This window comes from Actinocatenispora rupis (assembly GCF_016861975.1).
Classification (GTDB): Bacteria; Actinomycetota; Actinomycetes; order Mycobacteriales; family Micromonosporaceae; genus Actinocatenispora; species Actinocatenispora rupis.
On sequence record NZ_BOMB01000010.1, the window covers coordinates 386381 to 411718 of the forward strand.

Sequence of the window (25338 nt, forward strand, 5' to 3'; positions counted from 1 at the left end):
GTCCGTTTTCCCGACGCGTTCCGCGCGATCATCGAGGTAAGTTTCAAGCAACCGTCCGGTCCGGTCGCCCAGGCCGGACCGGTGCGTGTGTGGGTTGCCAGCGAGGGGAGAGACCGATGGCCACGCGAGACACCGGCGGGCAGTCCCAGTCCAACCGCAGCCGTCAGGACGAGGACGTCGACGACGCCCCTGCCGTCGACCCGGAGGCCGCCGAGCGCCAGGAGAAGCTCACCGAGGACGTCGACGACCTCCTCGACGAGATCGACGGTGTCCTTGAGGAGAACGCCGAGGAGTTCGTCAAGGGCTATGTCCAGAAGGGCGGCGAATAGGGCTCGCGCCCTGGTCCGTCGGGTCGGGTCCGCGTCGCCCGCGGTGCACCGTGCCGGTCGGGCGAGCGTACCCGGCGGGCACGCGTACCGCGATCATGGGCGTGGTCTGCGTCCGTGGCATCCTGTGCTTCGACTGCAACGGCGGGCTCGGGCACTTCCTCCGACAACGTCGGATGTTTGACGATGGCGATCACCTACCTGAGAGGAACCACTTAAGTGGGTCGAGATCTCCCCGGGCGTCTGCCGGTCGAGTTCGCCTACACGGGCGGCTCGTCGTTCACCGACTACCTGCGCGCGGCCGCGCCCGAGATGCTGCCGGGCCGCCGGCCGCTGCCGCCGGGCGCGCTCGGTGACGTGGCCCCGCACGGTACGACGATCATCGCGATGAGCTACGCGGGCGGTGTGCTGCTGGCCGGTGACCGGCGCGCGACGATGGGCAACCTGATCGCGCAGCGGGACATGGAGAAGGTGTTCCCCGCGGACACGTACTCGGTGATCGGCATCGCCGGCACGGCCGGGATCGGTCTTGAGCTGGTGCGGCTGTTCCGGGTGGAGCTGGAGCACTACGAGAAGATCGAGGGCACGTCGCTGTCGCTGCCGGCGAAGGCGAACCGGTTGGCCGCGATGGTGCGCGACAACCTCGGCGCCGCGATCCAGGGTCTTGCCGTGGTGCCGATCTTCGCCGGGTACGATCCGGCCGCTCCGGACCCGGCGACCGCAGGCCGGCTCTACTCGTACGACGTGACGGGTGGGCCGTACGAGGAGCAGGACTTCCAGGCGGTCGGCTCGGGTTCGCTGTTCGCGAAGTCGGCGCTGAAGAAGCGGTACCGGCGCGACGTGGACGAGGCGGGCGCGGTGCGCCTGGCCGTCTCCGCGCTGTACGACGCGGCCGAGGACGACACCGCGACCGGCGGGCCGGACCTGGCCCGGGGCATCTTCCCGATCGTGTCGGTGGTGGACGCCGACGGCTTCCGTCAGCTGCCGGAGGACGAGGTGGCCGCGGTGGTGCGGTCGATCGTGGACGAGCGGCTCGACCAGCCCGGCGGCTGAGCGGGGCGTCGAAGCAGTGTTGGAGTCCGTGGAGCGTGGCGGCCGTCCGGACCGGGCGGCCGAGGATCGCAACGAGAGAACCGGAGAGCCGCAGCCGTGACGATGCCGTTCTACGCCTCGCCCGAGCAGTTGATGCGCGACAAGTCGGAGTACGCGCGGAAGGGCATCGCGCGGGGCCGCAGCGTGGTGGTCATGACGTACGCCGACGGGGTGTTGTTCGTCGCGGAGAACGTCTCGACCGCGCTGCACAAGGTGGCCGAGATCTACGACCGGATCGGGTTCGCCGCGGTCGGTCGGTACAACGAGTTCGAGAACCTGCGCAAGGCCGGCGTGCGGTACGCCGACGTGCAGGGGTACGCGAACAACCGGACCGACGTGCGCGGTCTGGGCCTGGCGAACGTGTACGCGCAGGCGCTGGGCACGCTGTTCACCGAGCAGCCGAAGCCGTTCGAGGTGGAGGTGTGCGTCGCCGAGGTCGGCGACAGCCCGGCGCACGACCAGCTCTACCGCCTGACGTACGACGGGTCGGTGGGTGACGAGCCGGGGTACGTCGCGATGGGCGGCCAGGCGGAGGCGATCTCCGCGGTGGTCAAGGAGCGGCACCGGGACGACCTGACGCTGGCCGACGCGCTGCGGCTGGCCGTGGACGCGTTGAGCGGTACGGGTGCCGAGCGCCGCGAGCTGACCGCCGCGCAACTGGAGGTCGCCGTACTGGACCGGCGGCGGTCGGGGCGGACGTTCCGGCGGATCGTCGGCGCGGCGCTGTCGGACCTGCTGGCGACGGCCGCACCGGCGGAGCCGGCCACACCGGCCACGCCGAAGGACGCGCCGGCCGAGCCGAAGGAGGAGCCGGCCGCGGAGGGGAAGGAAACCCCGGCGGACGGCGACGACGAGGGCACCGAGTAGTTCTGTCGTCAGGCTCGTGGGGCCCGTTCCCGGATGGGGGCGGGCCCCAGGCGTGTCTGCACAGGTTGCTTGCCGGCTGCGCCGGGCCCGGCTCGCTCGACCGAACCTGCGCAGACCGCCCTAGTCGGTGGCGCGGTCGGGATGCGCGCGGTACCAGGCGACGGTCTCGGCCAACCCCTCGTCGAACGCGACGGTCGGGGTGAAGCCGAGTTCGGTGCGGGCGCGGGTGGTGTCCAGGGCGTACCGCCGGTCGTGGCCCTTGCGGTCGGCGACGGGGGTGACGAGCGCGGGGTCGGCGCCGGTGAGGCGGACCAGTCGGGCGGCGAGCTCGGCGTTGGTGAGTTCGGTGCCGCCGGCGAGGTGGTACACGCGGCCGGGGCGGCCGTGGCGCAGCGCGAGGTCGAGGCCGCGGCAGTGGTCGGTGACGTGGAACCAGTCGCGGACGTGGTGGCCGTCGCCGTACAGCGGGGCGGTGCGGCCGGCGAGCAGCCGGGTGGTGAACCGCGGGACGATCTTCTCCCCGTGTTGCCGCGGCCCGTACGTGTTGGCGCCGCGGGTGACGGTCACCCGGAGCCCGTGCGTCGCGTGGTACGCGAGGGCGAGGAGGTCGGCGCCGGCCTTGCTGGCGGAGTACGGCGAGCGCGGGGCGAGCGGCGCGTCCTCGGTCCACGCGCCGTGCGCGAGGCTGCCGTACACCTCGTCGGTGGAGACGCAGAGGACGCGGCGGATCCGGTGCCGGAGCGCGGCGTCGAGGATCACCTGGGTACCGAGCACGTTGGTGGACACGAACGGTGCGGCGGCGGCGATGGACCGGTCGACGTGGCTCTCGGCGGCGAGGTGGACGATCGCGTCGTGGCCCGGTACGACCGAGTCGACGAGCGCCTCGTCGCGGACGTCGCCGTGCACGAACCGCAGCCGGGGCGAGTCGGCGACCGGGTCCAGGTTGTCGCGGCGCCCGGCGTACGTGAGGGCGTCGAGGACGGTGACCAGGGTGTCCGGATGGTCGGGGAGTGCCCCGGTGAGCAGCATGCGGACCAGGGTGGATCCGATGAACCCGGCGCCGCCGGTGACCAGGATGCGCATCAGGCTCGCGAGCCTACCCGGATCGTGACCGCGCGACGGCAGCGCGGAGGCATCAAGTGCGGCTAATGTCGGAGCATGGATCGGCGCATCTTCGGGCTTGAGACCGAGTACGGCGTGACGTGCACCTTCCGCGGGCAGCGGCGGCTGTCTCCGGACGAGGTGGCGCGCTACCTGTTCCGTCGGGTCGTGTCGTGGGGCCGTTCGTCGAACGTCTTCCTGCGCAACGGTGCCCGGCTCTACCTGGACGTCGGCTCCCACCCGGAGTATGCGACGCCCGAGTGCGACTCGGTGCGTGATCTCGTGGCGCACGACCGGGCCGGTGAGCGGACCCTGGAGGGGCTGCTGATCGACGCCGAGCGGCGGCTGCACGACGAGGGCATCGCCGGCGAGATCTACCTGTTCAAGAACAACACCGACTCCGCCGGCAATTCGTACGGGTGCCATGAGAACTATCTGGTCTCGCGGCACGGCGAGTTCGGGCGGCTGGCGGACATCCTGATCCCGTTCCTGGTGACGCGGCAGCTGATCTGCGGCGCGGGCAAGGTGCTGCAGACCCCGCGCGGCGCGGTCTACTGCCTGTCCCAGCGCGCCGAGCACATCTGGGAGGGCGTGTCGAGCGCGACAACCCGGTCCCGGCCGATCATCAACACCCGCGACGAGCCGCACGCCGACGCCGAGCGGTACCGGCGGCTGCACGTGATCGTCGGCGACTCGAACATGAACGAGGTGACCACCCTGCTCAAGGTGGGCACCGCCGACCTGGTGCTGCGCATGATCGAGGCCGGGGTCGTGATGCGCGACCTGACCCTGGAGAACCCGATCCGGGCGATCCGCGAGGTCAGTCACGACGTGACCGGGCGGCGCAAGATCCGGCTGGCGTCCGGCCGCGAGGCGAGCGCGCTGGACATCCAGCAGGAGTACTACACGAAGGCGGTGGACTTCGTCGCGCAGCGCGGCTCGGACGAGACGACCAAGCGGATCCTGGAGCTGTGGGGCCGGGTACTGGGCGCGGTCGAGTCCGACGACCTGTCGAAGGTGAAGCGCGAGATCGACTGGGTCAGCAAGCTCGACCTGATCGAGCGGTACCGGTCGCGGCACGACCTGGCGCTGTCGCATCCGCGGGTCGCGCAGCTCGACCTGGCGTACCACGATCTGCGCCGGGGTCGCGGGCTGTACCAGCTGATGGAGCGGCGCGGCGAGGTGGACCGGGTGGCCAGCGACGTGGAGATCTTCGAGGCGAAGGAGACCCCGCCGCAGACCACGCGGGCGAAGCTGCGCGGCGAGTTCATCAAGCGGGCGCAGGAGAAGCGCCGCGACTTCACCGTCGACTGGGTGCACCTGAAGCTGAACGACCAGGCCCAGCGCACGGTGCTGTGCAAGGACCCGTTCCGGTTCTCCGACGAGCGGGTCGACAAGCTGATCGCGAGCATGTGACGTGGCGGCGATGACCGAGCAGCAGAAGCCCGAGGAGCCGGACGAGGACGCCGAGATCCCGTCGTTGCGCGACGAGATCCGCACCGCCGCGCAGTACGGGATCGCCGGGCGGTGGGCGGCGCGGCGCCGGGAGAAGATCCGGGCCGAGATCGAGCGGAACAGGCGCGGCGAGTTCAAGGTGCCGACGTGGGTGCTGGCGGCGGTGCTGGTGGCGTTCGTGACCGGCTGGGTGCTGCTGATCGTGCTGGCGTGACGCCGGACGTCGCGCTGTTCGAGACGCACCGGCGGCGGCTGTTCGGGCTGGCGTACCGGATGCTGGGGTCGGCGAGCGAGGCCGAGGACGTGGTGCAGGACGCGTACCTGCGCTGGCACGGTACCGAGGCGGGCGCGGTGCGGGAGGCCGGCGGGTGGCTGGTGCGGGTGGTGACGAACCTGTGCCTGAACCGGCTGACCGCCGCCCGCGCCGTCCGCGAGCGGTACGTGGGGCCGTGGCTGCCGGAGCCGGTGTTGACCACCGACGGCGCGCTCGGCCCGGTGGAGACCGTGGAGCAGCGCGACTCGGTGTCGATGGCGCTGCTGGTACTGATGGAGGCGCTGAGCCCGGCGGAGCGGGCCGCGGTGGTGCTGCACGAGGCGTTCGGCTACAGCCACCGCGACGTCGCCGAGGTGCTGGGATACACCGAGACCAACTGCCGCCAGGTGTACGCGCGGGCCCGGCGCCGGCTGCGCGCGGCGGGTGGCGTGGCGCGCCGGCCGGTGGCCGATCCGGGTGCGTTGCTGGACCGGTTCCTGGCCGCGGCGCGGGACGGTGACCTGGCCGGGCTGGAGCGCCTGCTCGCCGACGACGTCGCGTCCTGGGCGGACGGCGGCGGTCGGGCGGGTCTGGCCCGCCGACCGGTGTACGGCCGGGCCGAGGTGGCGCGGTACCTGCTCGGGGCGACCGCCCGGTTCGGCGGTGGGCTGCTGGTGCGGCGGGCGCAGCTCAACGGTGTACCGGGGCTGCTGGTGTTCGCCGATCGGTCCACTGTGGACGCCACGCCGCCGGGCCGGCTGCCGTGGCTGGGTACTCCGCTGGCGCCGGTGCGTACGCCGGTGCTGGTGACCGCGGCGGTCCCGGAGTACGCGGGGGAGCCGGAGCGGATCACCGCGGTGCGCATCATCGGCAACCCGGACAAGCTCGGCTTTCCGGGGCGGCAGGCCGCGGCGGTGTCACGTTCCGGGGGGCTCGCCGGTTCGTAGCGGTGGGCGCGAACGGCGCGTCCGCCGAGGAGGTACGACGGTGGAACCGGTGGTCGAACGCCGCAGCGGCGCGGAGCCCGTGGCGCGGTGGGTGCGGGTGGTGGTGGGGCTGCTGGCCCTGGCGGAGGCGGCGGTCGGCGCCTGGACGGTGCTGGCGCCGCGCTCGTTCTTCGGGCTGCGGTTCGTGTCGCTGGGCGAGACGTACAACCCGCACCTGCTGCTCGACGTGGGCGTGTACAGCCTGGCGATGGCGCTGCTGCTGGCACTGGCCGCCGGGTACGGGCAGCGGCGGCTGGTCCGGGTGGCGCTGCTGGCGTTCCTGACGTACGCGGTGGGGCATCTGGCGGTGCACGCGACGCACCGGGAGGCGCTGGGCGCCGCGGAGTTCGCCGAACTGCTGGCCTGGCTGGCCCTCGGCGCGGTGCTCCCGCTGGTACTGCTGGCGGTCACCCGGCCGCGCCGGGATGTAACGGCCCGCGAGGGGTGACGAAACTTACCGGAAAACCCGGGGCGGTCGACGGCCCGCGGGCCGCAGACTTCAAGGCATGTCCCTGTCCGAGTACCGTCGCGCGTTGAGTACGCCCGGCGCCCGCGGCCCCGTCGTGGCCTCCCTGTTCGCGCGCCTGCCGATCGCCATGATCGGCCTCGCCCTGCTGCTGTACGTGCAGCGCGAGACCGGGTCGTACGGGCCGGCCGGGCTGGTGTCCGCGGGTGCGCTGGTGGGCGTCGCGGTGGGCTCGGTCGTGCAGGGCCGGCTGATGGACAGGTTCGGGGCGACCCGGCCGATGCTGGTCGTCGTCGCGCTGTACGCGGGGTTCGTGGCGTCCGGCATCGCCGCCGTCCAGGCGCACGCGCCGGTGCCGCTGCTCGTACTGCTCGCGGTCGGGATCGGGATGTGCGAGCCGCAGATCGGTTCGGCGTCGCGGGCGATGTGGCCGCGGCTGCTGCCGGCCGGACCGCGCCGCGAGGCCGCGCTGGCGTACGAGGCGATCAGCCTGGAGGTGTTCTTCATCCTCGGCCCGGGCCTCGCCGGCGTACTGGCCGCGGCGCCGTGGGCCGGCACCGGCCTCGTCGTCGGCGCGGTACTGATGATCACCGGCACGGTGACGTTCGTGCTCAACCCGACGATCCGCGGGCACCGGCCGATCCGGGACGGCGCGTCCGGCCCCGGGCTGCTCGGCGCACTGGCCAGCCCCGGCCTGCGTACGGTCGCGCTCGCGGCGCTCGGGTTCGGCGTGGTCGTCGGGTTCATCGAGGTGGCGGTACCGGCGGCGGCCACCGCGGCCGGGCACAGCGCCGCCGGCGGCCTGCTGCTGAGCCTGTTCTCGGTCACCTCGGTCGTCTTCGGCGTCCTGTACGGGGTGCGTCCGTGGCCGCGCCCGATGCACCTGCGGCTGCCGGCGCTGCTCGGCGGGTTCGCGGTGCTCACCGCGCTGCTGGCCGTACCGTCCGGGCTGGCCGGGCTGGCCGTCGCGCTGCTGGTGGTGGGCTGCCTGATCACGCCGCAGTCGACGACGCACTCGGCGGCGATCGACCAGGTGGCGCCGGCGGGCGCGGCGACCGAGGCGTTCGGCTGGGTGATCACGGCGGTCACGCTGGGCATGGCCGGCGGGCAGTCGGTCAGCGGGCAGCTCGTCACGCTGTCCGGCCCGCGGCTGGCGTTCCTCGTCGCGGCCGGCGCCGGCGTACTCCTCGCCGCGGCCGTCTTCGCCGCCCGCCGTACGGTGGCCCGCTCCAACCCGGCGCCCACCCCGGCCCCCGCGCCGGTCGCCGCGCACAGCTGAGCCGTCAGGTCGCGGCGAGGGCCGCGGCGTGCCGGCCCGCCGCGGCCGCGGCGAGGAAGTACGCGGTGTCCTCGGTGAGGCCGCGGCCCATCGTGGACAGCCGGACCGGGCTGGCGGCGAGCGCGTCGAGCAGGCCGTCGGTGGCGACGGTGACCACCCGGTGCCGGTCCGGCAACGTACGAAGGTCGGCGGCGACGCGGGCGGCGAGCCCGGCGGCCAACCCCGCCGGTACGACGAGGTCGGCCGGCGCCAGTGCCACCCGCCCGTACGCGGTGAGGGAGTGGTGACTGACCCCCTGGTGGCGCGGCCGCGGGTCGGCGTCGGAGATGCGCAGTGAACCGACGGGGCGCCCGCCGAGCGCGGCGACCGCGTTGACCGCCTCGCCGACCGCGACGCCGGAGTAGCCCCAGCGGGTGCCGGTGCCGAGGTTGCCGGGGCCCTGCGCGACGACGGTGACGGCGGCGCCGAGCGCGTGCCGGCAGGCGAGCAGCCCGGCGTGCGTGTTGGTCGCCTCCAGGTCCCCGCCGAACGCCTGCCCCACGGTGACCGTGCCGGCCAGCCGTCCGCCGAGCTCGGCGAGGCTGCGGCTGAACCACGCCGGCAGCGCCCCACCGTCGGTCATCAGGTACGCCACGGGCACGTCGGCGGGGACGCCGGCGAGGACCGCGGGCAGCGCCGAGTGCAGATCGGCGAGTACGACGGGCATGCCGCCCAGGTCGTCGGCGTCCGCCAGCACCGACCGGTACGGCGCGCCCTCCTCGTCGGCGGCCTGCACGACCGCCTGCAAGGGCGTGTACCGCGCCTTGACGACGTGGCCGGGGCCCGTCGGGTCCGGCGGCAACCGGTCCGGCACCGCCACGACCAGCGCGTACCCGCCGGTGCCGAGGCCGAGCGCGAGCGCCGTGGTGTTGAGCAGGACCCGGTCGCCCACCGCCGGCTCCCCGACGAGCACCGGGTACGCCAGCGCGCGTACCGTCTCCGGATCGTCCGGTGTGCGGCGGTCCAGCACCACCTCGTACTCCACCGCGCCGGTCCACCGTCGCCGTACCGCCCGGACCCGCCCGCTCCGCCACCTCACCACGCGGACACGGTAGCGGCAGCCGACGTCGTACCGGGGGCGCCACGTGGTGCGCCGGGGTGCGGACACCCGACCCGGGGGGTCGTAGACGGCACGCCGGGCGCGCCGGGGCGGATACGCGGCGGTCGGCGTACCGCGATGGGATAGCCTGGCCAGAGTGTCGCGCATCCGGACCGAACGCCTGGTCAACCTGGTCATCTGTCTGTTGTCCACGCGGCGGTTCCTGACCGCCGCGCAGATCGCCGCGACCGTGCCCGGATACGCCCACGACCCGGCCGACGCGCGCGAGCACGAGGCGTTCCAGCGCAAGTTCGAGCGGGACAAGGCCGACCTGCGTGAGCTGGGCGTACCGCTGGAGACCGGGACGGCCAGCATCTTCGACGCCGAGCCCGGCTACCGGATCGCCCGCCGCGACTACGCCCTCCCCGAGGTACGCCTGGCGCCGGACGAGGCGGCGGCGGTCGGTCTCGCCGCGCGGCTGTGGCGGCACGCCGGGCTGGCCCAGGCGGCGTCGTCCGGGCTGCGCAAGCTGCGCGCGGCGGGGGTCGAGGTCGATCCGCAGGCGACGCTCGGGGTGGAGCCGGTGGTGACCGCCGAGCCGGCGTTCGAGCCGCTGACCCGGGCGTCCCGGGAGCGGCGCGCGGTCACGTTCGACTACCGCACCCCGGAGGCGGACGAGCCGGCGACGCGGCGGCTGCAGCCGTGGGGCGTGGTGTCCTGGCGCGGCCGGTGGTACGTGGTGGGGCACGACCTGGACCGCGACGCCACCCGCTGCTTCCGGCTGTCCCGGTTCGTCGGCCCGGTGCGCGCGGTCGGTGAGCCGGACGCGTACCGGCCGCCCGAACACGTCGACCTGATCGGTCACGTGGCGAGCACGTCCGGCCCGGCCGAGGCGACGCGTACCGCGACGGTGCGGTTGCGGCCCGGCTGCGGCACCGGGATCCGCCGGCAGGCGTTCGCCGTCGACGGCGACATCGTCCGCCTGCGGTACTCCGACCCCGAGTCGCTCGCCGCCCGCCTCGTCGGATACGGCCCCGGCGCCCTCGTACTCGACCCGCCCGAGGTACGCGACGCGGTGGTCCGGCGGTTGCGCCCGATCGCGGCGCGGCACCGCGCGGCGCCGGCCGCACCGGAACGGACGGGGGCGTCGACGTGAGCGCGGCGGCGGACCGGCTGGGCCGCGTCCTCAACCTGGTGCCGTACCTGCTGGCCCGGCCCGGCATCCGGATCGACGACGCCGCGGCCGACCTGGGTGTCAGCCCCGCCGAACTGCGCGACGACCTGCAACTGCTCTGGGTGTGCGGCCTGCCCGGGTACGGTCCGGGCGACCTGATCGACATGTCGCTGGACGGCGACACCGTCACCATCACGTACGACGCGGGCATCGACCGACCGCTGCGGCTGACGCCGGACGAGGGGCTGGCGCTGATGGTGGCGCTGCGGACGCTGGCGGAGACGCCCGGCCTGGCGCAGCGCGACGCGGTGGAGCGGGCGCTGGCGAAGATCGAGGCGGCGACGGGCGAGGCGGCCGACAGCGTGGGCCGCGTCGCCGTCCGCGGGCCGTACGCGGGGGACCGGGCGGCGGAGATCCGCGGCGCCCTGGACCGCGGCCGTGCCCTGCGCATCCGCTACTACACGGCCGGCCGGGACGCCACGACCGACCGGGTCGTCGACCCGATGCGGCTGTTGACCGCCGGCGCCTGGACGTACCTGGAGGCGTGGTGCCGGCACGCCGACGCGGTGCGGCTGTTCCGCCTGGACCGCATCGACGAGCTGACCGAGCTGGCCGAACCGGCCGCGCCGCCGCCCCAGGCCCGCCCGGCCGACCTGCGTTCGGGGCCGTTCCGGCCGACGCCGGACCAACCGCTGGTGACGCTGCGGATCGACCGCGGTGCCCGCTGGATCACCGAGTACTACCCGTGCGAGGCCGTACGGCACGAGCCGGACGGTCGGTGGCGGGTCAGCCTGCGCGCCTCGGACCTGTCCTGGGCCCGCCGGCTGGTGCTCGGCCTCGGCCCGGACGTGGAGGTCGTCGGCCCGCCCGAGCTGGTGTCCGCGGTGGCCGAGGACGCCCGCGCGGCGCTCGCGGCGTACGGGATCGCGCCGGACGACTGACCGCGCGCCGTTCGTCCGCCCGGCGGCCCGGTCGGTATGGTCGGATGCCATGCGGCCCGTCTGGATCCTGGTACTCGCGATCGTCGTGGTCGGCCTGCTCGCGCTGGCGTTGTCGGCGGTGGGGCTGCTGCGGCGGCGTCGTCCGCTGCTGGCGGCGGCCGCGGCGTTCCGGTCCCGGCAGGGCGAGTTCACGGCGCTCGCGCGGCGGGTCCGGGCGCTGGACGCCGACCTGGCCGTCGTACGCGAGCGGGCCACGGAGACCGCGGACGGCTGGGTTGCTCGCGGGCTGCCGACGGGGCGCGGCGGGGCGCCGGGCCACGGCGACGGAAGTACCGCCAACCGCCCGTAGGGCACCGATCCGGCGAACGGTACCGTCGACCGGACAGCGCGGTCGATCTGCCGTGGGAAGAGGTTGACGTAGCCTCATCCGACGGCAAGACTTGCGCCGCCGGAGCATGTCGAGTGGCCGGCGGTCGGAGACGTTCCCAGCCGCGGAACGTAGGATGGGTGGGTCTTCGCACCCGGAGGTGGAACAGATATGGGCGCCATCAGGCCGTGGCACATCGCGATTCTCGTGGTGGTGCTGATCCTGCTGTTCGGGGCGAAGAAGCTCCCGGACGCCGCGCGTGGCCTGGGCCGGTCGCTGCGCATCATCAAGGCCGAGACCAAGACCCTCCGCGACGACGACGAGCGCGACGTCGCCGAGAAGGCCGAGGCACAGACCAGCCGGAAGCCGCTGGAGGACGACCAGGCGTCGCCGATCTCGGAGACCCGGTCGGCCAAGAAGTCCACCACGGATCTGTAGAACCGCCTCGACGTGAGTCCGGTCCTGCGCCGCCGCCGCGCCGAGCAGTTCGAGCGGGCGGCCGACGGCTCCATGCCACTGATGGAGCACCTGCGGGAGCTCCGTAGCCGGCTGTTCAAGGCTGCGCTGGCGATCCTGGTCGGCTTCATCATCGGCTACGCCGTCCACACGAAGGTTCTCGACTTCCTCGTCCAGCCCTACTGCGATCTCGCGATCGCCAACCGCGGCAAACAGGGCTGCGACATCGTCACCACCGCCGTGACGTCGTACTTCGTGGTCGGCCTGAAGCTCGCGCTGTACATCGGGCTGGTGCTCGCCTGCCCGGTCTGGCTGTACCAGCTGTGGGCGTTCATCGCGCCCGGCCTGCACGCGAACGAGCGCCGCTGGGCGTACGGGTTCGTCGGTGTGGCGGTGCCGCTGTTCGCCGGCGGCGTCACCCTGGCGTACCTGGTGGTCGCGCGGGGGCTGGAGTTCCTGCTGCCGAGCATCGCCAGCCAGGTCAAGGCGATGCTCGACGTGTCGGGCTACATCGACTTCATGACGAAGCTGATGGTCGTGTTCGGGCTGGCGCTGGAGTTCCCGCTCATCCTGGCGCTGCTCAACGCGGCCGGGATCCTCAGCGCGAAGCGGCTGCTCGGCTGGTGGCGCATCGCCGTCTTCCTGATGTTCGTGATCTCCGCGGTCGTGACCCCGACGCCGGACCCGTTCGGCATGACGGCGCTGGCGATCCCCATGGTCATCCTGTACTTCGGGGCCGTCGGGTTCTCGTTCCTCAACGACCGGCGCAAGGCCCGCAAGCTGGCCGCCGAGTACGGCGAGGTCGACGACGACGAGGCGTCCGAGCTGGAGTACACGGCGGATCCGGTGGACGATCTGGAGCCGATCGGCGCGCCGGAGCCCATCGCGGAGGTCGAGGAGTCGCCACGGGACCGCCGCCGGCGGTTCGACGACAGCACCTGATCGACCGGCGTGGATCACGCCCCGGAGGTACCGGTACGGTCATGCCGTGATCGATGCGTCTGAGGTGGCCGTCCTGGTCAACCCGAGCGCCGGCCGGGGTCGGCGGGCCGGCGTGGTGGCCGACGTGATCGGCCGGCTGCGGGCGGCCCGGCTGACGCCGAAGCTGCTGCCCGCGCCGGACCGGGACGCCGCGCTCGCGGTGTGCCGGGAGGCCGTGGCGGAGCGGCCGGCCGCGCTGGTCGCGGTCGGCGGCGACGGGACGGTGCACCTGGCCGTACAGGCGGTTGCCGGCACCGGCGTACCGCTGGGTGTGGTGCCGATCGGTACCGGAAACGACTTCGTCGGGGCGCTGGGCATGCCGGTGGCGCCGGAGCCGGCGATCAAGGCGCTGGTCGCGGCGCTGCGCGAGGGGCACCGGCGGGTCATCGACCTGGGCCGGTCGAGCCAGCCGGGCGCCGACGACGTCTGGTACGGCACGGTCCTGTCCGCCGGGCTCGACGCCTCGATCAACGAGCGCGCCAACCGGCTGACCTGGCCCAAGGGCCCCCGCCGGTACGACGTGTCGATCCTCGCCGAGATCCTCCAGCTCGCGCCGCACGACTACAAGCTGGTGCTCGACGGGGAGACGAGGGAACTGAGCGCGATGATCATCGCGCTGGGCAACACCGCGCGGTACGGCGGCGGCCTGCCCGTCTGCCCGAACGCCGACCCCACCGACGGGCTGCTCGACCTGACCGTGATCAGCCCGATCGGCCGCGCCACCGCGGTGCGGATGAAGTCGCTGATGCGCAAGGCGCGCCACCTCGACCATCCGGCGGTCAGCCACCACCGGGCGCGGGTCGTGGAGATCCACGGCGAGCCCCGCCCGACGTACGCCGACGGCGAGCGCGGCCTGGCGCTGCCGGTCACCGTCGAGTGCGTACCGGGGGCGCTGACCCTGCTGGCCTGAGCGCCGCCCGCGTGTGCGCGCCGGATCCGTTGGTACGCAAGGGATCCGGCGCGTCGGGTCAGTGGTGGGCGCCGACCAGGTCGAGGACCGCGGACAGGCCGTGCACCTCGCCGGGCTCGGAGATCGGCAGGATGAGCGTCGGGCAGCCGACGGTCGCGGCGGCGGCGTCGGCCGCGGTGTCGCCGACCATCAGGGTGTGCTCGGGTTCGTGCCGGACCGCGGCGCAGCCACGGAGGAAGATCGCCGGGTCCGGCTTGCACGTACCGAGCTGGTACGACAGCAGCCAGCTGTCGACGAGGTCGGCGATGCCGAGCGTGGTGACCAGCGGCAGGATGTCGAAGCCGATGTTGCTGACCACCGCCACCGGTACGCCCGCGGCGCGCAGCGCGGTCAGCGTCGGCACGGTGTCCGGGTAGAGCGACCAGCCGTCCGGGTCGAGGAGCCGCTCGTACAGCGCGTCGGCGAAGCCGGGGATGCCGGCGTCGACGGTGGCCGCGAGCCCGGCGTACGCGGTGCGGTGGGCGTGCTCGGACAGGTCGCGCTCGGCGTACGCCTCGGCGAGTTCGGGCGGGATGCGGCCGGGTCGGGGTCCACCGGCCCGGCCGGCGGTGACGAGCGCGTCGGCGAGCCCGGCGCAGCGGGCCGGGTCGAGGTCGGTGCCGCAGGCGCGGGCGGCGAGCCGTACCCACCGGTCGGCGGGCTCGACCTGCGCGATGGTCCCGTGGAAGTCGAACAGCACGGCGCTGGGCCGGCGCCGCCCGTCGGTACCCCCGGTCGGAACGGACGGGCCGCGGGTGGCGGCGGAACGGTCACTACTCGTGGCATCCGGCACGCGTGCACGATACCGAGGGGTCCTGACCGTCCCGCACCGGTGTTCGCGCCGGTGGTGGTTGCGCCCCGAACGACCGGTTGCGCCGGTTCGCCCGGGTGGGACAGCGTGGCCGCGACGCGGATCGGCGCCGGCCGCATAGCCTTGCGGTATGAGCACCCCTTCGGAGCGGTACGCCGCCGCGCAGGACCGGACGAGGTTCCCCGCCTTCACCGAGTTCGCGGCGGACCTCGGCTTCCAGCCCGACCGGTTCCAGATCGACGCCTGCCGCGCGCTGGAGGGCGGCAGCGGCGTGCTGGTCTGCGCGCCGACCGGGGCGGGCAAGACGGTGGTCGGGGAGTTCGCGGTGCACCTGGCGCTGCGGCTGGGGCGCAAGTGCTTCTACACCACGCCGATCAAGGCGCTGTCCAACCAGAAGTTCAACGACCTCGTCGCGCGCTACGGTGCCGACCGTGTCGGGCTGCTCACCGGCGACAACGCCATCAACCCCGAGGCACCGGTCGTGGTGATGACCACCGAGGTCCTCCGCAACATGCTGTACGCCGGATCGTCCACATTGGAGGGTCTGGGGTACGTGGTGATGGACGAGGTGCACTACCTCGCCGACCGGTTCCGCGGCGCGGTGTGGGAGGAGGTCATCATCCACCTGCCCGCATCGGTGACGCTGGTGTCGTTGTCCGCCACGGTGTCGAACGCGGAGGAGTTCGCCGACTGGCTGATCACCGTCCGCGGCACCACCGAGGTCGTCGTCAGCGAGCACCGACCCGTACCGCTGTGGCAGCACATGCTCGTCGGCCGCCGCATGTTCGACCTGTTCCACGACCGGGCCGCCGCCGAGAAGCACGAGGTCCACCCCGAGCTCCTCCGGTACTCCCGGGAGCAGTTGCGGCGGCTGGAGTTCAACGGTGGCCGGCGCGGTCGGCCGCGGCGCTGGCAGCCGCCGGCCCGGCCCGAGGTGGTGGACCGGCTGGACGGCGCCGGACTGCTGCCGGCGATCCTGTTCGTGTTCAGCCGCGCGGGCTGCGACGCGGCGGTCGCCCAGTGCCTGCGCGCCGGGCTGCGCCTGACCACCCCGGCCGAACGGGACGAGATCCGCGCCATCGTCGAGACCCGTACGTCGGCGCTGGCCGGCGAGGACCTCACCGTCCTCGGGTACTGGGAGTGGCTGGACGGGCTGGAGCGCGGGCTCGCCGCACACCACGCTGGCATGCTGCCGGCGTTCAAGGAGGTCGTGGAGGAGCTGTTCGTCCGCGGCCTGGTGAAGGCGGTGTTCGCCACCGAGACGCTGGCGCTGGGCATCAACATGCCGGCCCGCTGCGTGGTGCTGGAGCGGCTGGTCAAGTACAACGGCGAGGCGCACGTCGACATCACGCCGGGGGAGTACACGCAGCTGACCGGGCGGGCCGGGCGGCGCGGGATCGACATCGAGGGGCACGCCGTCGTGCTGTGGTCCCCGGAGACCGACCCGCGGCACGTCGCCGGCCTCGCCTCGACCCGGACGTACCCGCTGCGGTCGAGCTTCCGGCCCTCGTACAACATGGCGGTCAACGTGATCGACATGCTGGGCGCGGCGCGCTCGCGGGAACTGCTCGAACGCAGCTTCGCGCAGTTCCAGGCGGACCGGTCCGTCGTCGGCCTCGCCCACCAGGTACGCCGCAACGAGCACAACGCCGAGCAGCTCGCCGAACGGATGGCCTGCCACCTCGGCGACTTCGCCGAGTACCAGTCGCTGCGTACCGCGATCTCCCAGCGGGAGAAGGAACTCGGCCGCGCCGGGGCGGTCAACCGGCGGGCGCAGGCAGCGCAGGCGTTGTCCCGGCTGAAGATCGGCGACATCATCCGGATCCCGGCCGGCCGTCGCGCCGGCCTCGCCGTGGTACTCGACCCGGGCGACACCGGCCACGACGACCCCCGCCCCCTCGTACTGACCGAGGACCGGTGGGCCGGGCGGATCCAGGCAGCCGAGGTCGGCGGCGGCGAGTCGCTGGGCCGCATCCGCGTGCCGCGGCACTTCAACCACCGCTCCCCGCAGGCCCGCCGCGACCTCGCCGTCGCCCTGTCCCGTGCCGAAGTGGCGGCCGCGCCCGACACCCGGCGTACCCGGCGGTCCCGGTCGGCCGCCGCCGACGACGAGCAACTGCTCGACCTGCGGCGCCGGATGCGGGCACACCCCTGCCACGGCTGCGCCGACCGGGAGGACCACGCCCGCTGGGCGGCCCGCTGGGCGCGACTCGAACAGGAGACGCAGGCGCTGCGCGACAAGGTCGCCGGCCGGACCGGTTCGCTGGTCCGCACGTTCGACGACGTGTGCGCGATGCTCGCCTCCCGCGGCTACCTGGCCAGCGAGGACACCGGGTACGCGGTGACCGACGCCGGGCGTACGCTGTCGCGGATCTGGGCCGAGACCGACCTGCTCGTCGCCGAATGCCTGCGCGAGAACATCTGGGCCGGCCTCTCCGCCCCCGAACTCGCCGCCGCCGTCTCCATGCTCGTGTACGAGGCGCGCCGCGAAGTCGAGGACCGCGTCGCCGTACCGGGCGGTCCCGTCGCGTCCGCCGTCGCCGCCGGGCTCGAACTCTTCGGCGAACTGTTCGCCGAGGAACAGCGCCACGGCCTGCGCCTCACCCGCGAACCCGACCTCGGCTTCGTCTGGCCCACGTACCGGTGGGCCCGCGGCGAACCGCTCGCCAAGGTGCTCGCCAGCGCGCAGGGCGTCGACGGCGAGATGCCCGCCGGCGACTTCGTACGGTGGACCCGGCAGGTCATCGACCTGCTCGAACAGATCGCCGTCGCCGCCGACGCCGACCTGCGCTCCACCTGCCGGCAGGCCGTCGACGCGCTGCGCCGCGGCGTCGTCGCCTACACCTCCGTCGGCTGACCGGGACGCCGGGCGGCGCTCAGCCGCCCGGCGCGTCCAACGGGTACGCCCGCCCCGGCGCCACCGCCCCCCAGATCTCCCGCAGGTCCTCGTCCAGGTCGTCGGCCTGAGCCTCGGTCCAGTCGTCGTCGTAGAGCGTGGTGCCCCACCATTGCGCGGTGAAGAGTCCGGCCCGCAACGTCTGCGCGAATTCGTCCGCGAACCACGGCTTGTTTCCGGCCGCGACGACCGTGCCGAGCCGGGCGATGCCGGCCGGATCTCCTTCCAGGGCGTAGTCCTGAAGCGTGGTGCGAATCCGTGGGCTGATCTGATCCACTGAGTCCAACCCCTTCACCCGTCGCCGGGGGGCGAGAGCATCGGGTAACACGTGTACGCCACCCATTCGCTGGCTGTGTCGCTTCGCGCGTATACGACCAGAATGTGCGTGGAGTCTGGGAAGATCGTGGGCTGCGTACCCTGCGGGTGTTCCTTCGAACCGACGCGGCCCCAGCCACGCAGGTGGGTGCGGAAGTCCGCGCCGAAGACCCACTCCGCCGGCACCGCGATCTGGTACTGCAGCTCGTCGTCGGCGTCCGCCTTGTTGCGACGCTCCTGGTTCGCCCGGCTGTCGTGCACCCGCATCTCCGCGTACGCGAGGGACTGGGCACTCGTGAACGCGGTCGCGTGCCTGCCGTACTTGTGCTTGCTGCCCCGCTCCCAGTCGGTTCTCGTTCCCGTGATCGGGTCGATGCCGTTGCGGGCCCGGGCCTGCAGTTGGTGGTCGGTCAACGCGGGGCCGTGCCGGTCGAGGACGTGGCCGGCGGCGAGCAGCCACTGGAGTTGGAACGCCAACAGCGCGCCGCCGCGTGCGACGAAGTCGGCGAATCCCCCCGGGCCGCCCTGCTCGGTGAAGACATGGCTCCGCTTCCGCCAGCCACCGGTCAGGGCCCTCCGCGCCCCTGGTACGCCCGGACCGCCGTGGCCGCCGTGCTCGTCGCCGATCTCCGTCGGCGCGGGGACGCCCGCGGCGCTGCCGGCGGCGTTGTCGGGGTCGACCGCCTTCAGGTACTTCTCGATGGCGGTGGCGGCCTCCGCCAGCTTGGGGCCGGCCGGGGCGCCGGTGTCCTTCGCGGCGTGGAGGTGCGCGAGCGCCTCCCGGGGCGCCGCGCTGACGGCCCCGTCGAGTACGTGGTGGGCGCGGGTGGTGGTCTCGCTCAGCTTGGTACGCCGGGCGGTCCAGTCGAGGCCGGCGTGGCGCAACGCGATGAGCTGGGCGTCGAGCGCGGAGCGGATTTCCGGCCAGCCCATCGGCTCACACTCTCGCCGCGAACCAGTGCAGCAGGTCCGCGGTACCGACCAGCAGGTCGCCGGTACGACGGTGGGTGTCGAACGCCGCCGCGGCGGCTTTCCCGGCCTTGGGTAGTTCGGGGCGGTTGCTGCCCACGGCGAGGGTGGTGAGGGCCGCGGCGGTGGCGCGGGCGGTGGCGGCAGCGGAGGTCTCCGCCGCACCGAGGTCCCGGAGGGCGTTGGCGACGGACCCGATGTCGTCGCGCAACATGTCCGGATCGTACGGTGAAGGGTTGCCTGTCCGGTACCCCCAGTCGGCGCGCCGACACGGCGTGTCGATCCCTTTGCCGCCCCCCATCGGGGCCCGACTTCGGGCATCATGGCCGGATGTCGTGGACCGCACCCGAGATCGAGCGCATCGATGAACCGGCCGTCGCCGGCGAGTTGGACATGTTCGTCGGCTGGCTCGACACGAACCGGACCGCCCTGCTGCACAAGTGCGCCGGGCTGACCGGGGAGCAGCTGGCGCAGTGGGCCGTTCCCCCGTCGAACCTGTCGCTGCTCGGCCTGGTCCGGCACATCACCGACATGGAGCGGACCTGGTTCCGCGTGCGGTACCGGGGGGAGGACGTCGACAAGCTGTACCCGGGGCGGGACGAGTGCTTCGAGGCTGCCGACCCGGAGCATGCCGAACGTGACCTGGAGCGGCTGACGGCGGAGTGGGAGCTGTCCCGCAAGGCGCTGGACGGCGCGGTGCTGACCGACACGTTCGAGTGGGACGGTGTGGGGACGATGTCGCTGCGCTGGATGCTGCACCACGTGATCGGTGAGTACGCGCGGCATCTCGGGCACGCCGACCTGCTGCGCGAGCGCATCGACGGCCGTACCGGGCTGTAGTTCGGGCCGACGCCCGTCTCACGCGGGGTGGGCGTCCCGGCGGTGACGGTGACGGCACGGCTTAGGATGGCCGACCGTGGGGGAACTGCTGATCGCGCCGAGCATCCTGTCCGCCGACTTCGCCCGACTGGCCGACGAGGCCGCCGCCGTGGCCGACGCGGTCGACTGGCTGCACGTGGACGTGATGGACAACCATTTCGTACCCAACCTGACGATCGGGTTGCCGGTGGTGCAGAGCCTGCGCAAGGCGACCGACGTGCCGCTCGACTGCCACCTCATGATCACCGACCCGGACCGCTGGGCCGTCGGGTACGCGGAGGCCGGCGCGCACAACGTGACGTTCCATGCCGAGGCGACGGACGAGCCGGTGGCGCTGGCGCGGCGGCTGCGCGCGGCGGGCAGCCTGGCGGGGCTGGCGATCGACCGGGACACCGCCGTCGAGCCGTACCTGGAGCTGTTGCCGGAGTTCGACACCGTGCTGATCATGACGATCAAGGCCGGGTTCGGCGGGCAGGCGTTCCTGCCGGAGCTGCTGGACAAGGTACGTGCGGTGAAGCGGGCGCGCGGTGACCTGGCGGTGCGGATCGAGGTGGACGGCGGGATCAACGCCGACACGATCGGGCGGGCCGCGGAGGCGGGCGCGGACGCGTTCGTCGCGGGCACGGCGATCTACGGCGCGGACGATCCGGCGGAGGCGGCCCGCGCGCTGCGCCGGTTGGCCGGGGCGGGCGCGGCGGCGTCGTGACCGACCGCCGGCCCGACGCCCCCGGTCGCGTGCTGGTCGTCGACGACGATCCCGACATCGTCCGGTTCGTCGAGATGAACCTGCGGTTCGAGGGGTTCGACGTGGCGGTCGCCGCCGACGGGGCGGAGGCCCTGGCCGAGATCGCCCGGCAGCGGCCGGATCTGGTGCTGCTCGACGTGATGATGCCGGACCTGGACGGGGTCGAGGTGACGCGGCGGATCCGGGCCGATCCGCTGACCGCGGGCGTACCGGTGATCATGTTGACGGCGAAGGGGCTCGGCGCGGACCGGGTGGCGGGGCTGACCGCGGGCGCCGACGACTACATCATCAAGCCGTTCGACACCCTCGAACTGTTGGCACGGGTCCGTTCGACGTTGCGGCGCAACCGGGAGATGCGCGAGTCGTCGCCGCTGACGGGGCTGCCGGGCAACGCGCGGATCCTCCGCGAGATCGGCGAGCGGGTCCGCCACGACGGCCGGTTCGCCCTCTGCTACGTGGACATCGACCGGTTCAAGAGCGTCAACGACGCGTACGGGTTCGTCCGTGGGGACGAGTTCATCAGCCTGCTGGCCCACGTGCTGTACGAGGCGGTCACGGCGGCGGGGCCACCGGTGCCGTTCCTCGGGCACGTGGGTGGCGACGACTTCCTGGTGCTGTGCGAGCCGGACCAGGTCGACCCGGTCACGGCGCGGACGATCGCGGCGTTCGAGTCGCGGGTGCCCGAGTTGTACGACCCGGCGGACGCGGCGAAGGGGCATCTGCGGCTGCCGGACCGCCGCGGCCAGGTCCACACGTACGGGTTGGTCACGCTGTCGGTGGGGGTGGCGAGCAGCCGGTACCGGCGGTTCGGTGACCCGCGCGAGGTGGTGGCCGTGGCGACCGAGATGAAGGGTGTCGCGAAGTCCCACCCGGGTTCGTACGTGGCGGTCGACCGGCGGCGCAACCGTCCCGGTGCGTGACGTACCAGACGGGTCGTGCGGGCAGGTTGACGTCGGCGCGGGCCGTCCGGCGTGCCAGACTGGGCGGTGCGAAACCAGCACGCGCGCTGGCGGGGTTCGGTGCAATTCCGAACCGGCGGTGACACGGTGCGAGCCGTGAAGCCCGCGACCCGACACGGCGACTCACGTCGCGGTGGCGGTTGATCCGGTGGGAGTCCGGAGCCGACGGTGACAGTCCGGAAGGGAGCGAGCGCGTGGGTGCACCGGTGTGTCCGTACGCCGGTGTGAGCGTCGGCGTGCGCTGACGCGTACCCGCGTGGTGCCCTGCCCGCCTCGCGCCTCAGACGAAGGAGCGCGGGCAGGATGTTCACCGGGATCATCGAAGAGCTGGGCGAGGTGACCGCGATCGAGCGGTCCGCCGATTCCGCCCTGATCACCGTACGGGGGCCGCTGGTGGCCGGCGACGCCCGCGACGGTGACTCGATCGCCGTCAACGGCGTGTGCCTGACGGTGGTGTCGACGGATCCGGCGACGGGCACGTTCGTCGCCGACGTGATGCGCGAGACGCTGGAGCGCTCCACGGTCGACTCGGTACGCGTGGGCGACCCGGTGAACCTGGAGCGTGCCGCGACCCTCGCCACCCGGCTCGGCGGGCATCTCGTGCAGGGGCACGTCGACGGGGTCGGCACGATCCTGTCCCGGCATCCCGGGGACCGCTGGGAGGACGTCCGGGTCGCGCTGCCGCCGGACCTCAACCGGTACGTGGTGGAGAAGGGGTCGATCGCCGTCGACGGTGTCTCGCTGACCGTCACCGCGGTCGACGAGGCGTCGTTCTCGGTGAGCCTGATCCCGACGACGATGCGGGTCACCACGCTCGGCCACCGTCCGGTCGGCGACCTGGTGAACCTGGAGGTCGACGTGATCGGCAAGCACCTGGAGAAGCTGGTGGGCGCGCCGGAGCGTGCGTCGTGAGCGCGCCGGACGGTGCGGTCGCCGCCGACGCCGCCCCGGCGTACGGGACGGTCGAGCGGGCCATCGCGGACATCGCGGCCGGCCGGCCGGTGGTCGTGGTGGACGACCCGGACCGGGAGAACGAGGGCGACCTGATCTTCGCGGCGGCGAAGGCCACGCCGGAGCTGGTGTCGTTCATGGTGCGGTACACGTCGGGGTACATCTGCGTGCCGCTGACCGGCGAGGACTGCGACCGGCTCAACCTGCCGCCGATGTACCACGTGAACCAGGACCGGCGGGGCACCGCGTACACGGTGACGGTGGACGCGGCGGACGGGGTGGGGACCGGGATCTCGGCGGCGGACCGGGCGACGACGATGCGGCTGCTGGCCGACCCGTCGTCGAGCGCGGTCGACTTCCGCCGGCCGGGTCACGTGGTTCCGTTGCGCGCCAAGGACGGTGGCGTACTGCGCCGGCCGGGGCACACCGAGGCCGCGGTGGATCTGGCGCGGCTGGCCGGGTTGCCGCCGGCCGGGGTGCTGTGCGAGATCGTCAGCCAGAAGGACGAGGACATGGCCCGGCTGCCCGAGCTGGAGGTCTTCGCCGACGAGCACGAGCTGACGCTGATCACGATCGCCGACCTCATCGCGTACCGGCGGCGGCACGAGCGGCAGGTGGAGCGGGTGGTGACCGCTCGGGTGCCCACCGAGTACGGGGAGTTCCAGGCGGTCGGGTACCGGTCGCTGGTGGACGACTCGGAGCAGATCGCGCTGGTCGCCGGCGATCTGGGCGACGGCGAGGACGTGCTGGTCCGGGTGCATTCGGAGTGCCTGACGGGCGACGTGTTCGGGTCGGTGCGCTGCGACTGCGGGCCGCAGCTGCACGCGGCGATGCGGGCGGTGGCCGCCGAGGGCCGCGGCGTCGTGCTGTACGTGCGGGGCCACGAGGGTCGCGGCATCGGCCTGCTGCACAAGCTCCAGGCGTACCAGTTGCAGGACGGTGGGCGGGACACCGTCGACGCCAACCTCGACCTGGGGCTCCCGGCCGACGCCCGCGACTACGGCACGGGCGCGCAGATCCTCTGCGACCTGGGCGTCCGCAGCATGCGGCTGCTGACCAACAACCCGGACAAGCGCGCCGGCCTCGCCGGGTACGGGCTGCGCGTGGTGGACCGGGTGCCGCTGCCGGTCCGCGCCCACCCGGAGAACATCGGTTACCTGAAGACCAAGCGGGACCGGCTCGGCCACCTGCTCGACGACCTGCCCGACTTCGACGAACTGACGGAGGGACACGCCTGATGGCCGGACACGCCGTACCGGAAATGTCCACTGTGGACGGTGCCGGCCTGCGGCTGGGCATCGTCGCCGCGCGCTGGCACCACGAGCTGACCGACCAGATGCTCGCCCGCGCCGAGGCGGCCGCCAAGTCCAGCGGCGTCACCGAGGTGACCGCGGTACGCGTCGCCGGATCGGTCGAGCTGCCCGTCGTCGCCCAGGCGCTGGCGCACCGCTGCGACGCGGTCGTCGCGTTGGGCGTGGTGATCCGCGGCGAGACCGCGCACTTCGACTACGTCTGCCGCTCCGTCACCGACGGCCTCACCCGCGTCGCGCTGGACGCCGGGATCCCCGTCGGCCACGGCGTCCTCACCGTGTACGAGCTGGCCCACGCGCGCGCCCGCGCCGGCCTGCCGGACTCGGCGGAGGACAAGGGCTGGGACGCGACCCGCGCCGTACTCGACGCCGCGGCCACCCTGCGCGACCTGCGCCGATAGCCGTACGCCCGCCGCGGCGACCCGTACGGTGCGGCGGCGCGGTGGCCGGTGGCGCGTACGTACGGTCGCCTTGCGGCGGCACCCTACCCTCCCGGGGGCGATGTTTTCTTGGGGGATTGGAAGGGTTTCCGTGCTTAAGGTACGACTGGTCGGCGCTGTGGCCATTGGTGTGGTCGGCGTGGTGGGGCTCGCCGGCTGCAACGACAAGAAGTCCGAGGCGAAGGCGCCGAAGCCGAGCCCGTCGGCGCAGACCTGCGCGCCGTCGCCGAGCGCGAGCGGCAACCCCGCCGGCGGTACGCGGGCGGGCGGCGGCAACGGCATCGGCGGCCCCGACACGGGCGGCCGGAACGGCGGCGCGAACGGCAACGCGCCCAACGGTGGCAACGGCATGAACGGCGGGTCCGGCACCGACAACGGCAACGGCCTCAACGGCGGCACCAACCGCAACGGTACGGGCAACGGCACCAGCGGCAACGGCACCAGCGGCAACGGCACCAACGGCGGCGGCACCAACGGCGGTGGCACCAACGGCAACGGCCTGAACGGCGGTTCGAACGGTGGCACCGGCTCGAACGGTGGCAACGGCCTGAACGGCGGCCAGAACGGTTCCGACAACCAGAACGGCACCGGCCAGAACGGCGGCCAGAACGGCGGTCAGAAGGGCACGGGCCAGAACGGGACCGGTAACCAGAACGGTGCCGGGCAGCAGGGGCGGCCGTGCGGGAGCCAGGCTCCGGGCGGTCCGGGCGGCGCGCCGAGCCCGTCGACGTCCGGAGCGCCGAACGGCGCACCCGGCAACGGCACCAACGGCAACAACAACAACGGCAACAACAACAACGGCAATAACGGCAGCGGCACCAACGGCAACAACAACGGCGGCAACGGCACCGGGTCGAACGGCGGGGGCGACGGCACGATGCCCGGCCTGCCGGGGAACTGACCGCGCGGCCGGTGGGTGACCTGCGTCGCCCACCGGCCCGCTTCGTGGGACCGGCCACCGTGGCGGAGTACCGGGCTGCCAGAATGGGCCCCCGTGAAGACCTTCGAGGAGCTGTTCGCGGAACTGTCGGCCAAGGCGGCGGCCAACGAGCCCGGTTCGGGCACGGTGGCGGCCCTGTCGGCCGGCGTCCATGCGATCGGTAAGAAGGTCGTGGAGGAGGCGGCCGAGTCGTGGATGGCGGCGGAGTACGAGTCCGCCGACCGCGCCGCGGAGGAGATCTCCCAGCTGCTGTACCACGCGCAGGTGCTGATGCTCGCGAAGGGTCTGACGCTCGACGACGTGTACCGACATCTCTGAGCGGTCCGTCGAGAGCTCGTCACCCCACGAAGCG

The 25338-nt window shown here is 73.3% G+C and carries 29 protein-coding genes and 1 riboswitch; of the genes, 23 read left to right on the forward strand and 6 right to left on the reverse strand.

All coding sequences use genetic code 11. The features are described from left to right. Positions 1-116 precede the first annotated feature (116 nt). The 3 genes from Aru02nite_RS09905 to prcA all read left to right on the forward strand — a co-directional run bounded on the left by Aru02nite_RS09905 (position 117) and on the right by prcA (position 2285). Positions 117-329, forward strand: a complete 213-nt coding sequence (locus Aru02nite_RS09905) for a ubiquitin-like protein Pup (RefSeq protein WP_203656887.1) — start codon at positions 117-119, stop codon at positions 327-329. Positions 330-638: 309 nt separating this feature from the next. Continuing rightward, positions 639-1379 carry a proteasome subunit beta gene (gene prcB / locus Aru02nite_RS09910; RefSeq protein ID WP_203657026.1) on the forward strand — a complete coding sequence of 247 codons (741 nt, stop codon included), beginning with the start codon at positions 639-641 and terminating at the stop codon, positions 1377-1379. Positions 1380-1475: 96 nt separating this feature from the next. Beyond that, complete coding sequence (gene prcA, locus Aru02nite_RS09915) at positions 1476-2285, forward strand: proteasome subunit alpha (RefSeq protein WP_203656889.1); 810 nt, start codon at positions 1476-1478, stop codon at positions 2283-2285. A gap of 120 nt (positions 2286-2405) precedes the next feature. Here the strand turns inward: prcA and rfbB are convergent, their stop codons facing one another. Continuing rightward, on the reverse strand, positions 2406-3368 hold the full coding sequence (gene rfbB, locus Aru02nite_RS09920; protein WP_203656890.1) for a dTDP-glucose 4,6-dehydratase: 963 nt from the start codon (positions 3366-3368) through the stop codon (positions 2406-2408). Positions 3369-3443: 75 nt separating this feature from the next. Between rfbB and pafA the strand changes: the two genes are divergently transcribed. Genes pafA through Aru02nite_RS09945 form a run of 5 tightly spaced genes read left to right on the forward strand, consistent with a single transcriptional unit; the run spans position 3444 to position 7825 of the window. Beyond that, complete coding sequence (gene pafA / locus Aru02nite_RS09925) at positions 3444-4802, forward strand: Pup--protein ligase (protein WP_203656892.1); 1359 nt, start codon at positions 3444-3446, stop codon at positions 4800-4802. A 10-nt stretch (positions 4803-4812) separates the two neighbouring features. Continuing rightward, on the forward strand, positions 4813-5055 hold the full coding sequence (locus Aru02nite_RS09930; RefSeq protein ID WP_203657040.1) for a hypothetical protein: 243 nt from the start codon (positions 4813-4815) through the stop codon (positions 5053-5055). Then, positions 5052-6041, forward strand: a complete 990-nt coding sequence (gene sigJ / locus Aru02nite_RS09935; RefSeq protein ID WP_203656893.1) for an RNA polymerase sigma factor SigJ — start codon at positions 5052-5054, stop codon at positions 6039-6041. Before Aru02nite_RS09930 ends, sigJ begins: the two co-directional genes overlap by 4 nt. 40 nt (positions 6042-6081) lie before the next feature. Next, positions 6082-6528: a hypothetical protein gene (locus tag Aru02nite_RS09940; RefSeq protein ID WP_203656894.1), complete on the forward strand. Its 447-nt coding sequence runs from the start codon at positions 6082-6084 to the stop codon at positions 6526-6528. A 58-nt stretch (positions 6529-6586) separates the two neighbouring features. After that, positions 6587-7825, forward strand: a complete 1239-nt coding sequence (locus Aru02nite_RS09945; RefSeq protein ID WP_203656896.1) for an MFS transporter — start codon at positions 6587-6589, stop codon at positions 7823-7825. A gap of 4 nt (positions 7826-7829) precedes the next feature. Here the strand turns inward: Aru02nite_RS09945 and Aru02nite_RS09950 are convergent, their stop codons facing one another. Continuing rightward, a complete protein-coding gene (locus tag Aru02nite_RS09950; RefSeq protein WP_203656898.1) occupies positions 7830-8906 on the reverse strand; it encodes a DUF3866 family protein in 1077 nt (358 codons plus the stop codon). A 154-nt stretch (positions 8907-9060) separates the two neighbouring features. On the opposite strand from Aru02nite_RS09950, the gene Aru02nite_RS09955 reads away from it, so the two are divergent. The 6 genes from Aru02nite_RS09955 to Aru02nite_RS09980 all read left to right on the forward strand — a co-directional run bounded on the left by Aru02nite_RS09955 (position 9061) and on the right by Aru02nite_RS09980 (position 13732). After that, a complete protein-coding gene (locus Aru02nite_RS09955) occupies positions 9061-10059 on the forward strand; it encodes a helix-turn-helix transcriptional regulator (protein ID WP_203656900.1) in 999 nt (332 codons plus the stop codon). Further along, a complete protein-coding gene (locus tag Aru02nite_RS09960; protein WP_203656909.1) occupies positions 10056-11018 on the forward strand; it encodes a helix-turn-helix transcriptional regulator in 963 nt (320 codons plus the stop codon). Before Aru02nite_RS09955 ends, Aru02nite_RS09960 begins: the two co-directional genes overlap by 4 nt. A 49-nt stretch (positions 11019-11067) precedes the next feature. Then, entirely contained in the window at positions 11068-11367 is a 300-nt protein-coding gene (locus tag Aru02nite_RS09965) for a hypothetical protein (protein WP_203656911.1), read from the forward strand. Positions 11368-11556: 189 nt separating this feature from the next. Further along, positions 11557-11823 (forward strand): Sec-independent protein translocase subunit TatA, encoded by a 267-nt coding sequence (gene tatA / locus Aru02nite_RS09970; RefSeq protein WP_203656912.1) that lies wholly within the window; start codon positions 11557-11559, stop codon positions 11821-11823. Positions 11824-11835: 12 nt separating this feature from the next. Continuing rightward, on the forward strand, positions 11836-12783 hold the full coding sequence (gene tatC, locus Aru02nite_RS09975) for a twin-arginine translocase subunit TatC (RefSeq protein ID WP_203656913.1): 948 nt from the start codon (positions 11836-11838) through the stop codon (positions 12781-12783). 46 nt (positions 12784-12829) lie between these two features. Continuing rightward, on the forward strand, positions 12830-13732 hold the full coding sequence (locus Aru02nite_RS09980; protein WP_203656914.1) for a diacylglycerol/lipid kinase family protein: 903 nt from the start codon (positions 12830-12832) through the stop codon (positions 13730-13732). A gap of 58 nt (positions 13733-13790) precedes the next feature. Here the strand turns inward: Aru02nite_RS09980 and Aru02nite_RS09985 are convergent, their stop codons facing one another. Continuing rightward, positions 13791-14564 carry an HAD family hydrolase gene (locus Aru02nite_RS09985; protein ID WP_203656915.1) on the reverse strand — a complete coding sequence of 258 codons (774 nt, stop codon included), beginning with the start codon at positions 14562-14564 and terminating at the stop codon, positions 13791-13793. Positions 14565-14712: 148 nt separating this feature from the next. On the opposite strand from Aru02nite_RS09985, the gene Aru02nite_RS09990 reads away from it, so the two are divergent. Next, positions 14713-17439, forward strand: a complete 2727-nt coding sequence (locus tag Aru02nite_RS09990) for a DEAD/DEAH box helicase (RefSeq protein WP_203656916.1) — start codon at positions 14713-14715, stop codon at positions 17437-17439. A gap of 19 nt (positions 17440-17458) precedes the next feature. Here the strand turns inward: Aru02nite_RS09990 and Aru02nite_RS09995 are convergent, their stop codons facing one another. From Aru02nite_RS09995 to Aru02nite_RS10005, 3 genes are read right to left on the reverse strand one after another with little or no spacing between them, the layout of a single operon-like run. Beyond that, positions 17459-17764, reverse strand: a complete 306-nt coding sequence (locus tag Aru02nite_RS09995; RefSeq protein ID WP_203656917.1) for a hypothetical protein — start codon at positions 17762-17764, stop codon at positions 17459-17461. Positions 17765-17769: 5 nt separating this feature from the next. Continuing rightward, on the reverse strand, positions 17770-18726 hold the full coding sequence (locus tag Aru02nite_RS10000) for a hypothetical protein (protein WP_203656918.1): 957 nt from the start codon (positions 18724-18726) through the stop codon (positions 17770-17772). A gap of 4 nt (positions 18727-18730) precedes the next feature. After that, positions 18731-18976, reverse strand: coding sequence for a hypothetical protein (locus Aru02nite_RS10005; RefSeq protein WP_203656920.1), 246 nt, complete (start codon positions 18974-18976; stop codon positions 18731-18733). Positions 18977-19092: 116 nt separating this feature from the next. On the opposite strand from Aru02nite_RS10005, the gene Aru02nite_RS10010 reads away from it, so the two are divergent. The 8 genes from Aru02nite_RS10010 (at position 19093) to Aru02nite_RS10045 (ending at position 25304) form a co-directional block, all read left to right on the forward strand. Then, positions 19093-19602: a DinB family protein gene (locus tag Aru02nite_RS10010; RefSeq protein WP_203656921.1), complete on the forward strand. Its 510-nt coding sequence runs from the start codon at positions 19093-19095 to the stop codon at positions 19600-19602. A gap of 76 nt (positions 19603-19678) precedes the next feature. After that, complete coding sequence (gene rpe, locus Aru02nite_RS10015) at positions 19679-20347, forward strand: ribulose-phosphate 3-epimerase (RefSeq protein ID WP_203656922.1); 669 nt, start codon at positions 19679-19681, stop codon at positions 20345-20347. Next, positions 20344-21306 (forward strand): response regulator, encoded by a 963-nt coding sequence (locus tag Aru02nite_RS10020; protein WP_239076575.1) that lies wholly within the window; start codon positions 20344-20346, stop codon positions 21304-21306. Before rpe ends, Aru02nite_RS10020 begins: the two co-directional genes overlap by 4 nt. A gap of 81 nt (positions 21307-21387) precedes the next feature. Further along, a riboswitch (FMN riboswitch) is annotated at positions 21388-21541 on the forward strand. Between the two features lie 107 nt (positions 21542-21648). Next, the gene (locus tag Aru02nite_RS10025) at positions 21649-22257 is read left to right on the forward strand and encodes a riboflavin synthase (protein ID WP_203656923.1); all 609 of its coding nucleotides are present in this window, start codon (positions 21649-21651) and stop codon (positions 22255-22257) included. Beyond that, a complete protein-coding gene (locus Aru02nite_RS10030; protein WP_203656924.1) occupies positions 22254-23534 on the forward strand; it encodes a bifunctional 3,4-dihydroxy-2-butanone-4-phosphate synthase/GTP cyclohydrolase II in 1281 nt (426 codons plus the stop codon). The genes Aru02nite_RS10025 and Aru02nite_RS10030 overlap by 4 nt, the downstream gene beginning before the upstream one ends. Next, on the forward strand, positions 23534-24007 hold the full coding sequence (gene ribH / locus Aru02nite_RS10035) for a 6,7-dimethyl-8-ribityllumazine synthase (protein ID WP_203656925.1): 474 nt from the start codon (positions 23534-23536) through the stop codon (positions 24005-24007). The genes Aru02nite_RS10030 and ribH overlap by 1 nt, the downstream gene beginning before the upstream one ends. Before the next feature lie 70 nt (positions 24008-24077). After that, positions 24078-24947 carry a hypothetical protein gene (locus Aru02nite_RS10040; RefSeq protein ID WP_203656926.1) on the forward strand — a complete coding sequence of 290 codons (870 nt, stop codon included), beginning with the start codon at positions 24078-24080 and terminating at the stop codon, positions 24945-24947. A 93-nt stretch (positions 24948-25040) separates the two neighbouring features. Beyond that, the gene (locus Aru02nite_RS10045) at positions 25041-25304 is read left to right on the forward strand and encodes a phosphoribosyl-ATP diphosphatase (RefSeq protein ID WP_203656928.1); all 264 of its coding nucleotides are present in this window, start codon (positions 25041-25043) and stop codon (positions 25302-25304) included. Positions 25305-25338 lie beyond the last annotated feature (34 nt).